This window comes from Affinundibacterium amnicola (assembly GCF_014284275.1).
Lineage (GTDB): Bacteria > Pseudomonadota > Gammaproteobacteria > Burkholderiales > Burkholderiaceae_D > Undibacterium > Undibacterium amnicola.
Genome location: NZ_JACOFU010000004.1, coordinates 219,336 through 232,298, shown reverse-complemented (window position 1 = coordinate 232,298; position 12,963 = coordinate 219,336). Strand labels below are relative to the sequence as shown.

Below are 12,963 nucleotides of genomic sequence, written 5' to 3'. Positions count from 1 at the left end.
CGATCTCCAATCGCAAAGTTAAAACAGTTCAGGTCAAAAAAAGGCGGTCAAAAATTGACCGCCCGCTTTCCCCCGATGACGGTTATTTTTTTACATCAGAAAGAAATCCTGATGCTGCTGAATGCCAATGAGTAAATCATTGGTGGCGACGAAGTCAATAGCGATATTATCAGTGGATAGTAGTGACAACTGTTGTGGCGCTGGTGGCACTGCAGGCAAGCTATTTCCAAACAAATCACTAATACCCGTACCAGAGGATTTCAAGTTCAATACTAAATTCCCGGTGCCGGAAATCTGATCCATATATACGCGATAGGCACCGCCACTTAATGCGGTGATAGAACTCAGATTGGCGGTGGTTCCATCGCTGGAAGTGAGGAAGAAATCATCTAGAGTAACGCCGGTGACAGACTCGTTAAACTTCACAATATAACTACCCGTTGTGACGGTTGGGCGAGCCGAGCGCAGTGTTTCGATAGAAGTGATGTAAGGAGCAACATCATCATCGAGATGGATCGTGAGATTTTTAAAGAAACTCAAGCCATTGGCATCGGTAACTTGTACCGAGACCTTGTAATCGCGCTCTGCCATCAAGGCAGGATTAATCACCTTGAGGCTATTGCCAACGATCGTAAATTGCGCATTATCGTTTGCAGCATTGGCGGTGCCTAAAGCAAAGGTGTGGGAATCACCGACGTTTCGGTCAATCGCTGAGAGTAAGCCAACGCTCGCGTTAAGTCCTTCTGATTGCAACACAATTGAATCGGACAGGCTAATGTCAGTCGGTGCTGAATTGACATTATTGATTGTGAGTGTGGTGTTGCTGTCGAGGGCGACGGCCATGTACTGATCGCGGATCATGATGGTGAATGTCGCGACATCACTTGTTCCCACCGACAAACGAGATGGATTCGGTTCAAACACCAATGCGCGAATGGCAGCTTGCATTGCTGCTGGCGAAGCTGCGTCATGATTGTAAGTGGTGCCACCATCGTTGGTGTAAAAGCCGCTTAATGCCAATGAATTGGCGGTAAAGCTGCCTTTGGCAGCATCATCGATGGTAATTGCAGCGATTTCCATTGCATCAATATCGGGATCGGTCACCGTAACGCTGGAAAACGGCAAAATACGCATGGAGTCTACTGTGCTCAATCCTGGCGTGGTACCTCCCAAACTAGGTACGACATTCACCGTATTGATTGTAAAGTTGGGTGAATTGATGAATCCTAATCCAGGATTGCCCAATGCATCGATCACGCCAGCGGTATTTAATGTAATCAGATTGCTGGTATCCAATACGCCGAATGGCGGTGTGTAAGTTGCAGTCCAAGTTAATCCGCCGTTATTCGAACTTACCGGAGATAATGTGCCCATCGGTGTGGTGACCGGTAGGGTTAGATCATCATTTGTGAAGCCTGTGACAGGTTCATTAAAGGTAAAGGTCACCAAGGTGGTATCGACGATGCCAAGATAATTGTCTGATAGGGTGATGGTCGCGGTTGGTCGGAATGTATCGATTGCATAATTCAGGCTGGAAGTACTGCCAGTACCTGTATTACCTGCGGTATCTCTATAGCCTGTGTTATTGAGCGTGATGGTATTGGTTGCGTCATTGACACCAGCATTGGGAGTTAATGTTGCTGTCCAAGTAATTCCACCATCACTTGTGATAAGGTTGGAAAGAACACCATTAGGCACGATGAAATCAGAGATCGTTAAGCCGCTCACCGCTTCGGAGAAACTTAACGACATGATAGAGGTATCACCGATCGCTAATACATTATCTGTAAAGCTCATATTGCTGCTGACCGTCGGGCGTACCGTATCTAAGGTATAACTTTGAGTATATTCGGGACCTGAGTTCGCATAGGTATCAACGACACGTACTTTGAGATTGGTTGTGCCATTTGATAAAATCGCTCCTGCCAGCGACCAGCTGCTTTGACCAACTGTGGCGCTTGCTGTTGTCCAGGAGCTGCCATTATTGGTAGATACTTCTACCGATTCGCCTGCGACCAAAGTGGCACTGAGCGTGCCAGAAATCGTTTGTGTCGCTGTATTGGTAATGAAATCACTTGAGGAAGTGCCTGCGTCGGCAGAGAAACTTGACGCAGTAATTGATGTCGTTGGATTGACACCCGAAACAGTAATGCCATTACCAAACAGATCAAGAATCACGACACCGGTGTCAGCACCAGTATTCCAATCTTCAAGCATCCCAATATTGTACGTCGTCGCGTCGGTGGCGGATGTACCATTCTTGTTCATCCGAAGAGCCAGAGCCGCCTTGTCGGTGGCGCTCATGGTAATGGTAAAGCTGGTGTTGGAAGTGATGTCGACGTCGGAGGTATCTGTGAGCGTGTAATTGAAAGCACCTTGTCCGAATAAACGTACGCGGTCAGCGGTGATGTCATTGTTCGCTCCAGTCAGAGAAAGGAAGTTATTCCCTGTGACGACCAATACACCGGTAGCAACGTTATAAGTGGCGGATGTGACTGTTGGTGCGACAACGTTAGAAACGGTGACTCCATTGCCAGTCAGATCTGCGATTACCACAGCAGTGTCTGCGCCTGCATTCCAGTTCTCCGCAGCGATCAGGTTATAAGTGCTGGCACTAGTAGCGCTAGTACCATTCTTATTCATGATCAGATTCGCACCTAAGCGATCCGTCGCACTCAGTGTTAATGTGAAGGAGGTCGCAGAGGTGATTTCGACATTGCTGGTGGTGTTGAGCGTATAGCTGGCACCGCCTTCACCTTGTAGGCTGAACATATTGGCGATGATGTCGTTCGTCGCACCGAATGTGCCACTAAAGCCTGTACCATTTACCACCAGTACGCCAGTATTGGCATCATAGGTCGAAGAAGTGATGGTCGGGATAGACACATTCGAAACCGTGATGACATTTGTCGCATCGGCGATATTGCCGCCAGTGATGACGCTATTCCAATCATCGGCAGCAGCCAGATTGTAACTAACCCCGTTGGTGGAGGTTGAGCCATTTTTGTTGAACAGCGCCTCAACCGCAGCCTGATCAGCACCGGCTAAAGTGATCGCAAAGCTAGTGTCAGAAAGCACTTCGACATTGCCTGTGGTGGTCAGAGTACGTGTAGCACCGCCTTCCCCAGTGATCGTTAAGGTCGATACTGTGATGTCATTGGTAGCACTAATGGTTTTGACCAGATTGCTACCTGTGACAGTCAGGATATGGGTAGTGACATCGTAGGTTGCTGAGGTAATTGTTGGCGCAGTGACGTTGGCGACGGTAATACTGTTACCAGTCAGATCCGCTCCAGAAGCTGTAGTTTGATTCCAGTTGGCCGCTGCAGACAGATTGAACGTAGTCGTGTCTACAGCCAACGTACCATTGTTATTGAGAATACCGTTGATCGCGAGTTTGTCAGCTGCATTGAGCGTGACAGAAAATGCCGTCGAGCTACTTGCGGTCACGCTGGTAGTTGTTAAAGTATAAGAACCAGCTTGACCAGTAACGGAGAGTTTGGACACGTCGATCGTGTCGCCACCGAAGATGTTGACCGCAGAAACAGTCAATTCTCCAGTTGCAGCATTGTACGCTGAACTCAAAATGGCAGGAGCTGCATTGAAGACAGTGATGGCATTGCCAGTCATGTCCGCAATACTGCCACCAGTGATGACACTATTCCAATCATCAGCAACAGCCAAGTTGTAGGTTGTACTGCTAACTGAAGATGTACCATTTTTATTGAGCAAAGAATCAACCGCAGCGATATCAGCGCCAGCTAAGGTGAATGTAAAGCTGGTATTGGAGGTCACTTCGACATTGCCAGTTGTCGACAAAGTACGTGTCGAACCGCCTTCACCGGTAATGGTTAAGGTCGAAATAGTAATGTCATTGGTTGCACCGATGGCCTTGACTAAATTAGTGCCAGTGACAGTGAAGACGTGGGTGGTGCCATTGTAAGTGGCGGATGTGATCGTTGGCGCTGTGACGTTGGAGACGGTTACTGTGTTGCCTGTTAGGTCTGCGCTCGATGTCGTAGTTTGATTCCAGTTGGCTGCTGCAGACAGGTTGAACGTAGTTGTGTCTACAGCCGACGTACCATTGTTATTGAGAATACCGTTGATCGCGAGTTTGTCAGCTGCATTGAGTGTGACAGAAAATGCTGTCGAACTACTTGCAGTAACACTGGCAGTTGTTAAGGTATAAGAACCAGCTTGACCAGTAATGGAAAGTTTCGAAACATCAATGGTATCGCCGCCAACGATGTTGACGGCCGAGATAGATAAGATTCCAGTTGCAGCATCGTATGTCGAACTGAGGATGCTTGGTGCAGCGTTAGCGACGGTAATACCATTGCCAGTCATGTCTGCAATATTGCCACCTGTGATTACGCTATTCCAATTATCGGCGACAGCGAGGTTATAGCTTGTGGCACTGCTTGCTGAAGAGGTGCCGTTCTTATTGAGCAGGGCATCAAGTGCGGCAATGTCGGCACCAGCGACAGTGAAGGTGAAGCTTGTATCAGAAGTGACTTCGACATTGCCAGTGGTGGATAAAGTACGTGTCGCACCACCTTCGCCAGTGATAGTTAAAGCCGAAATAGTAATGTCATTGGTTGCACCGATGGTTTTCACCAGATTCGTGCCTGTGATGACGAAGACATGGCTTGTGCCATCGTAAGTTGCAGAAGTAATCGTTGGTGCCGTGACGTTCGAGACGGTGATTGCGTTACCAGTTGTGTCGGCACCCGAGGCAGTGGTTTGATTCCAATTAGTCGCAGCGGATAAATTAAAAGTTGTGGTGTCAACAGCCGAAGTACCGTTGTTGTTGAGTATGCCGTTAATCGCGAGTTTGTCAGCAGCATTGAGCGTGACGGAGAATTCAGTCGCGTTAGTTGCGGTAACACTGGCAGTTGTTAAGGTATAAGAACCAGCTTGACCAGTAACAGAAAGTTTGGTTACATCAATCGTGTCACCGCCAACGATATTGACAGCGGAGACAGATAAGGTCCCAGTAGCAGCATCGTAAGTTGAGCTCAAAATGGTAGGTGCTGCATTAGAGACGGTGATGCTATTACCAGTCATGTCTTCAATGTTGCCACCTGTGATCACGCTATTCCAGTCATCGGCGACAGCGAGGTTATACGTTGTGCTACTGCTTGCTGAAGAGAGACCATTCTTGTTGAGCAAAGAATCGACCGCTGCGATATCGGCGCCCGCTAAGGTGAAAGTGAAGCTCGTATTTGAGATGACTTCGACATTGCCAGTTGTAGATAAAGTACGTGTTGCACCACCTTCGCCGGTGATGGTTAAAGCAGAAATCGTTACGTCATTGGTTGCACCGATGGTCTTCACCAGATTCGTGCCAGTGATGACGAAGACATGGCTTGTCCCATCATAGGTCGCTGAGGTGATTGTTGGTGCAGTGACGTTGGAGACAGTGATGCCATTGCCAGTCAGATCTGCAGCGGTACTAACCGTAGAGTCCCATCCAGTTGCTGCAGCTAAATTGAACGTGGTTGCGCTGACGGCAGTGGTGCCATTGTTATTTAGTACGCCATTGACTGCGAGTTTATCTGCCGCGTTGAGGGTAATCGAAAATGCAGTGGCGCTGCTGGCGGCAACACCTGCGCTGGTCAATGTATAAGTACCACCTTGGCCTGTAATAGATAGTTTTGAAACATCAATCGAATCACCATTTGCCATATTGGTGCCCGTTACCGACAAAATTCCAGTGCTGGCATCGTAAGTTGCAGAGGTAATAGTTGGCGATACAACATTGGACACAGTAACGCCATTGCCAGTGGCGTCCGCGATGTTAAGAGCAGCATCCGCGCCGTTTGCCCAATCGTCAGCAGCAGCTAAGTTGTAAGTGGTACCACCAGAAGATTGTGTACCATTATTGTTGAGTAGCGTGCGTAACCCAGCTTTGTCTGTCGCTGACAATACTAATGTGAAGCTGGTATCAGAACTAATTTCGACATTCGCTGTATCCGTCAACGCGTACGTGCTTCCGCCTTGTCCGGTAAGCGTAAATGCGCTCGCGATAATGTCATTTGTTCCGCCAGTACGATGGGTGAATCCCGTTCCGGTCACAAGCAGAGTACCTGTGTTTGCATCGTAAGTAGCAGAGGTAATTGTAGGTGCAGCAACCGTCGCCGTTACACCGTTACCTGTAAGGTCTGCAATAACAACCGCTGAATCTGCCCCTGCTGCCCACTCTTCTGCTGCTGCAACGTTATAAGTTGTTCCGCTAGTAGCACTGGTGCCACTTTTATTGATTATTTGATTGAGCCCGGATTTGTCCGTGCTGCTCAAATTTAAAGTAAAACTGGTGTTCGACGATATTTCGACGTTTGCTGTGTCTGTGAGCGTGTATGTAGCCCCACCTTCGCCAGTTAATGTGAATTTATCTGCGAGAATATCGTTACTAGCGCCATTACGTGTTGTGAACCCAGTGCCTGTGAAAACTAGTGCGCCAGTAGTCGCGTTATAGGTAGCTGAAGTGATAGTTGGTACAGCGACATTTGATACTGTTACTGCATTTGTCAGATCTTGTGTGTTTCCACCATTAATGACGCTGTTCCAGTCATCCGCAGCAGAAATGTTATAAGTGCCACCGCCAGTAGAGCTACCACCGTTTTTATTAAAAATCAGATTAACCGCATCAATATCTGCACCAGCGAGCGTAAAACTAAATGTGCTTGCATCAGTGATTTCGACATTGCTTGTCGTAGACAACGTACGAGTAATACCACCTTCACCAGTGATGGTTAATTTGTTGATGGTGATGTCATTGGTGGTGCCAACCGTTTTGACTAGATTGGCTCCTGTGACAGTAAATACACCAGTTGCGGCATTGTAAGTCGCCGAAGAGATAGTCGGATCAATTACGTTAGACACTGTAATCGCATTACCAGTTAAATCAGCGTCTGCGGACGCAGTAATATCCCAGTTCGCCGCAGCAGCCAGATTAAAGGTAGTCGCATTCACCGCTGAAGTGCCATCCTGATTGAGGATGCCGTTCACCGCGATTTTATCGGCTGCGCCCAAGGTCACTGTGAAGGAAGTAGTGCTGCTTGCAGTTGGATTGCTGGTGGCTGCGGTTAGTGTGTAAGTGCCACCTTGTCCAGTCAGACTTAATTTAGTGACGTCAATTGTGCCACCATTCGTAATGTCTGTACCCGTGACGACTAAAACGCCAGTAGTGGCATTATATGTGGCACTGGTAATGCTGGTAGGGATTGCGATTGAGGTGAACGTCCAAGTTGAATTTGAACTAACACCATTATAAGCATTGCTACTGCCATCTTGGAACGCACCGCTATCAATTAAAACATAGTAACCCGTGTTGCTTCCCAAGTTTGCAGTCGGATTAATTGTCACTTTGCTGTTTGCGCCACCAGTGCCACTACTGAACGTCACTTTGCCAGTATCGTTAGCAGCGATGGTTTCCAAAACTGCGTTGTCAGACTGGCGATAAATTACAATATTTTTTGCAGCAACAGCGGTGACTGCTGTGCCAAATTCAATGTTGAGATTGTAATTGGACGGTACATCAATTGCACCTTTGTTGGGAGATACCACACCTGTAAAGTCGAAGGTATTATTGTCACTAAATTCGTAAGCACCTATGTCCGTCGTGCCGCCACGACCAAAACCACGTGCATCTGTGGTTGGGGCGCCAGTAGTTGTACCTGCACTAATGGCATTGCTTCCACTTGCAATAGCAATTGTTTTCACAGGACCACCATTAAATGCAAGTGAACCTAATGCACTGCCTAGTGTAGTAATTGTGCCAGTCATTGTATTCGTCGAAGAATAATGCAACCCAACTGGTGTGGGGATTAAATTATTGCTTCCAGACATTACGCCTGTATGTGTAACGATGGCGTCGGTATCATCCAATGCGGTATTAGTGCTCGTATTGTTGGCAATAATATTATTTTTCAATACGGCAGTGCCGCCTGTATTAAACAAAGAAAGCCCGCCGCCTCCATTATTAGGCGCGCTTCCGCCATTCCATGCATTGTTTACAATGGTAGAGTTGGTAATGGTAACGTTAGGAGCTTGTATGAGAATCCCGCCGCCGCCGCCCGTTGGAATGTTTCCACTACCTGCCGAATTCCCTGCAATTGTCGTATTGGTGATAGTAATAGTTGCACCTGAGCCGCCAATCATGGCGCCCCCACCATAAAACCCGCTAGGATTAGTGTTGTTGCTAATTGTTGAATTTGAAATATTAACGATGTGATTTTGCGCGAAAACCTCGATTCCCCCACCTCTTCCGGTTGCGCCACCGCTCGTAATTGTATTTCCATCAAAAGTAGAATTACTGATTGTTAAATCACCATTATTTGTTCCAAATCTAAGTCCACCACCGGAACTTCCACTTGAACTATTTTTTATGACGACATGATCTAGCGTTAGGCTACCTGAGTAATAAGACATGACTGCACCACCGCCATAAGCATCTCGTGCGCCTGCCGAAGTGCCATTGGTCAATGTCATGCCGGAAAGCGTTAATGATGAGGTATTTGCTGTCGAACTGGCGTAATCTGCTTGAAAAATTCGAGATGTATTATTTCCACTAATCGTCAGTAAATTTTCTCCTGGGCCGATGATAGTAAATGCGTCTAAATCGCCATCACCGTGTACATTTAATGCTCCACTAGTCAACGTCAATGTCGCAGCACCGCTAGCAAACAAGGCTGGGTCAAATACGATGGTATCGGCTGCCGCATTACCCGTTGCGCTAGTAACCGCAGCACGTAATGAACCTGCGCCACTATCATTTAAATTGGTTACTTTAATGGTAGCTAAATCAAAGCCATAGTCAGTTGCAGCGACCACGTTGGTCTCAACTGCACCGTTTTGATATTCCAATACCCAATCACCACTAATACCCGTGTCGTTGATGGATGCAGCAATATCTGCACCTGTTAACTTAGCAAGTTGGCTGACAAAATTTGCACCCACTTCACCTTTTGCGACATCACAGCCATACAATAAAATATCGGCATCCGACGATAATGCTGCGCGTATTTTTGCAAAACTCGCTTGGTAATCAACTAAGTTATATGACGATACCATCGTATTTCCGATGACCAAATAGCCATCACCACCATGAGATAGTATGTGTATAGCAGTAACATCCACTTTGCCCTGCAAAGCATCCGCCATTTGTTGCACGCCATTTTTTAAGGGGTCTAGGATGATAATTTCGGCGCCAGGTTTGATATCTTTGAGTAGGCTTTGCCAGTTCTGCAAAGTGGTGTCGACAAACACAATTTCATGACTAACGACAGTGGCAGATGCGGTTTTTGTTTGCAGAGATGGCGCGGGTGATAATTGAGTCGAATTACCGTGCTCAATGTTTGCCTCATTGGCGTTTTGGTTCAGTTGTGTGTTAGTCGAGATCATGTTCAATTTCCTGTCGCAGTCGGAATAAATTTGGCGGTAATTACGTTGGCACGGCTGCCTGCTGTGTCTTTCCAGAAAGATAGCTGGCTGTATTGTTGAAACAAATCTGGTGGGAGTATGGTGTCACGTGCTTCGAAACTGACTGCAGGTCTGACTTTGTGCAAGCCTCGCATGCCTAAAGGGGCGTCGAATTCTGGTGCATCGTATTGAATACTATGGAAGTTATGTTCGAACGGCTCCGCACCGATAAAATCGTAAATCAGTGGTAAAACTTTTTGTGGTGCCTGGGCGAGAAGATCATAGTCGATCAATAACATCGAGGCGGCATGCTCACTATAAAAGGCACTTTTCAACGCAGCCCAAGGATAGCCAACCATACGATTGCGTTGGGCTAGTGTTTCGACTCTGCTGTAGACCGTCGCACGCTCACTATCATCATTAAACAGTCGTGTGATTTCATAGGGGTCTGCTGCGTATTTGCGTTCTATGCTATCCATAATCCAAGCCACATTGCGCACGCAGGCAATTACTTTGGAACCCGGAAATTGATCCATCAGCATAGGCAGATGTGCGGTCCACATACGGTTGGTATCAAAGACGACATTTTTATCACTGTGCTCTGCGTAATATGAGTCAAACAAACCGCGCACTAAACGTTTGCGTTCAGGTTTTGTGATCACCGGACCGAACTCAGTACCAGCACCAAATTGATGTAGCATGCTGGTATACAGCGCGCCAACTGGACTCGTCATGCCTGCATGAAAGCGTGGATTCTGCAGTAACAGCGCAGCTAATAGCGTAGAGCCAGAACGAGGTAAGCCGGAAATGAAATGGTATTTTGCTTGCGACATGTTGTTCTTATTCTTTCAAAAATGCTCGGAGTTGTTGAGTTGCGGTAGTTAATTCAGTTTGACTGGTATCGATCACGCAATCAGCATTAGTGGGAGCTTCATAGGGAGCGCCAATCCCAGTCAATTGTAGGCCAGAATCGAGCTTTGCTTTTGCGTATAAACCTTTGACATCGCGTTGCTGGCAAATTTGCAATGGGGTTGAGATGTAGCTTTCGACGAAATGCTCTTTCCCAATGATGTCGCGCGCTAGGCTTCGTCCTTGTAAGCTAGGAGACACCAAAGAAACGATTGCCAATATGCCGTTTTGATTCAATATTTTTGCCGTCTCTGCAACACGGCGACTTTGCTCTTCCCGCTCTGCCATGCTAAACCCCAAGTCTTTCGACAGTCCTTGCCTTATTTCATCACCATCAAGTACGCACACAGGATAGCCTTGGTCTCGCAGATCTTCTGCCAAGGCTCGTGCTAGTGTTGTTTTTCCAGCACCGGATAATCCGGTCAACCACCAGGTTAACAACTTTTTGTTCTTGATAAACGTTGAATTTTCCATCTGATTAAAAATAAAACATATCCTGAAATTCAATTTATTGAAAACATCATCGCAAAGCACGCACAATGTTTTGCTTTAATATTTAAAATTGATAATTTATACAAAGCAAAATTCATACCATTGCTTAAATGGCTTTTTGAGTAGAAGGCGGGTCTGATGCATGTAAATTACACGTAAGATAATTCTTAATGAATCTATTTACATGTTTTTGAGCGCCACTTATGAATCGATAGTAATTCAATTAAATAAGACTTGATAGAAATTTAATGGTTCATTATTGGCTGTGACTGGACGGTTAGTCGGCGGCATCACAGGTGCCACAGACCAAAAATGACGTCCTAGACTTTGGTGATCAAAGTAATAGTTGTCTTGCGCCAATACAGGGCTAGCTGGCGCTGAAAAAACCAACAACATCGGCGTACGGTATTCAGCGGGCAATCCAGGTCTGGCAATTTCAGTCGCTTCAATTAAACGTAGTTCCACTGTGCCAACTGAGGTATGGACGATAAAGCTGCTATGTAAAAGAGCCTGCGCTTGAACAAAACTTAAAGACATGATTTCTCCGGAAAAGTTTTTTGATTAATTGCTGTGCTTGATGTTAGCAATATTTCCATGGACATTACAAAATATGGAATATATATTTTTCTCTGAACTCACAGCAAGTGGTGTGCCAAGATAAGCGATTTTGTGGTGAATAAAATTATTGGGAATGGTCTTTGCTTACTATGTTTGAATTGATTTGTATTGAATTAAATTTGGAGTTTTCCACTTGCTAAACCTGATTTCCCCTCTGACCGCACGCCTTGTTCATGCGAATGACAAGACTTTTCTGGACTTACTGTATCGCGATAGTCGTACTGATCTGCTCACGATACCGCTTGCACCAGTTGCCATGCAACAGATGATTGTTATGCAGCAGATGAGTCAGGATAGAGGTATCAGAGAAACCTATCCAAACGCACAACATTGGCTTTTGCTTTGGGATAGGGAGGAGATTGGGCGTTTGGTCATCGATGTAAATGACTTTGAGATTCGCCTAATTGACATTGCCGTGATATCCACTTGGCGTGGAAAAGGTATTGCGACTCAGGTAGTTCAGGCTTTGCAAGACTACGCAATCCAACTAGGTCGACCGATTAGTCTGGCCGTCCAATGCAATAATGTTGATGCTTTACATGTTTATCGGCGTACAGGATTTAGTGTGCGCAGCAGCGATACTTTATTTGATCAAATGGCTTGGCACCCTGCATCAGTTGACAAGCCGCTCGGATAATCCCCAAAAGAGAGATTTCAATTTATGTCGATATGTCCTTACTTGAAATTACCCTTTTCGTTTGATGTCGCGAAACTTCAGCATGATCTTGCGCTGGCTGTGCGGTCACCTTGGATTAAGCACTTTAATATTCAAGCGTATGAAAAAGATTGGTCGTGTATTCCTTTACGTTCTGTTGGTGGACGTATTGATCATATTTTGCCGATTGATAGTGTGGAATTTCAAGATACAGAAATCCTTGAGCAATGTACTTACTTTCGCGAGGTGATTGCACAGTTTCAGTGTGAGAAAACTTCAATAAGGCTGATGTCTTTGGCTGCGGGTGGCGTGATCAAAGAACACCGAGATGCAGGCTCTAGTATCGAAGATGGCATTACCCGATTGCATATTCCGATACAAACCACGCCGGAAGTCATTTTTACCATCGACCATATTCCTGTGCATTTTTCCGCGGGCGACACGTGGTACTTGAATGCGAGCTGTTTGCATGGTGTGCGAAATGCTAGCCAGCATGCTCGTGTACATCTGATGCTAGATTGCGTTAGCAATTCTTGGTTAGAGCAAGTTTTTAGTCAGGCCGGATGGATTCCGCGCCCCCAAGCTCGTTATCCTGACCCTTCTATTCACGATGGCAATGTGGCCGAGGTGATTGCGCGCTTGCGTCAAGCGGGGTTCCCAGCTGGATTAGTGCTGGCGGATGAGTTAGAAGCGATTGCACTTAGTCCGGCATAGAATGTGTTCGAAAATTCTCAGTGTTGGCACGTGAATTGCTTAGATAAAAATACTACTGAAATCTAATTTTCAAGTAGCTATTAAGAAAAAACTAAGTAATTATATGCATTTTTATATTGCAAAAATAGGTAGAGTTATTTTTGGCTATGCTT

The 12,963-nt window shown here is 46.2% G+C and carries 6 protein-coding genes; 2 read left to right on the top strand and 4 right to left on the bottom strand.

Annotated elements, in window-relative coordinates:
• Nucleotides 1-90: 90 nt before the first annotated feature.
• The 4 genes from H8K33_RS11575 to H8K33_RS11560 form a co-directional block, all read right to left on the bottom strand.
• Nucleotides 91-9,405: an Ig-like domain-containing protein gene (locus H8K33_RS11575; protein ID WP_186891192.1), complete on the bottom strand. Its 9,315-nt coding sequence runs from the start codon at nucleotides 9,403-9,405 to the stop codon at nucleotides 91-93.
• Nucleotides 9,406-9,407: 2 nt separating this feature from the next.
• Nucleotides 9,408-10,256 (bottom strand): sulfotransferase, encoded by an 849-nt coding sequence (locus tag H8K33_RS11570; RefSeq protein ID WP_186891191.1) that lies wholly within the window; start codon nucleotides 10,254-10,256, stop codon nucleotides 9,408-9,410.
• A 7-nt stretch (nucleotides 10,257-10,263) separates the two neighbouring features.
• The gene (gene cysC, locus H8K33_RS11565; protein ID WP_186891190.1) at nucleotides 10,264-10,806 is read right to left on the bottom strand and encodes an adenylyl-sulfate kinase; all 543 of its coding nucleotides are present in this window, start codon (nucleotides 10,804-10,806) and stop codon (nucleotides 10,264-10,266) included.
• A gap of 237 nt (nucleotides 10,807-11,043) precedes the next feature.
• On the bottom strand, nucleotides 11,044-11,361 hold the full coding sequence (locus H8K33_RS11560; RefSeq protein ID WP_186891189.1) for a DUF6916 family protein: 318 nt from the start codon (nucleotides 11,359-11,361) through the stop codon (nucleotides 11,044-11,046).
• 214 nt (nucleotides 11,362-11,575) lie between these two features.
• Between H8K33_RS11560 and H8K33_RS11555 the strand changes: the two genes are divergently transcribed.
• Entirely contained in the window at nucleotides 11,576-12,079 is a 504-nt protein-coding gene (locus tag H8K33_RS11555) for a GNAT family N-acetyltransferase (protein WP_186891188.1), read from the top strand.
• Between the two features lie 42 nt (nucleotides 12,080-12,121).
• On the top strand, nucleotides 12,122-12,811 hold the full coding sequence (locus H8K33_RS11550) for an aspartyl/asparaginyl beta-hydroxylase domain-containing protein (RefSeq protein WP_246443540.1): 690 nt from the start codon (nucleotides 12,122-12,124) through the stop codon (nucleotides 12,809-12,811).
• Nucleotides 12,812-12,963: the final 152 nt, after the last annotated feature.

What these genes read in the sequence shown, in the direction of transcription:
- H8K33_RS11575 (WP_186891192.1), bottom strand. Translation starts at nt 9,405, where the DNA reads ATGATCTCGACTAACACACAACTGAACCAAAACGCCAATGAGGCAAAC.
- H8K33_RS11570 (WP_186891191.1), bottom strand. Translation starts at nt 10,256, where the DNA reads ATGTCGCAAGCAAAATACCATTTCATTTCCGGCTTACCTCGTTCTGGC.
- cysC (WP_186891190.1), bottom strand. Translation starts at nt 10,806, where the DNA reads ATGGAAAATTCAACGTTTATCAAGAACAAAAAGTTGTTAACCTGGTGG.
- H8K33_RS11560 (WP_186891189.1), bottom strand. Translation starts at nt 11,361, where the DNA reads ATGTCTTTAAGTTTTGTTCAAGCGCAGGCTCTTTTACATAGCAGCTTT.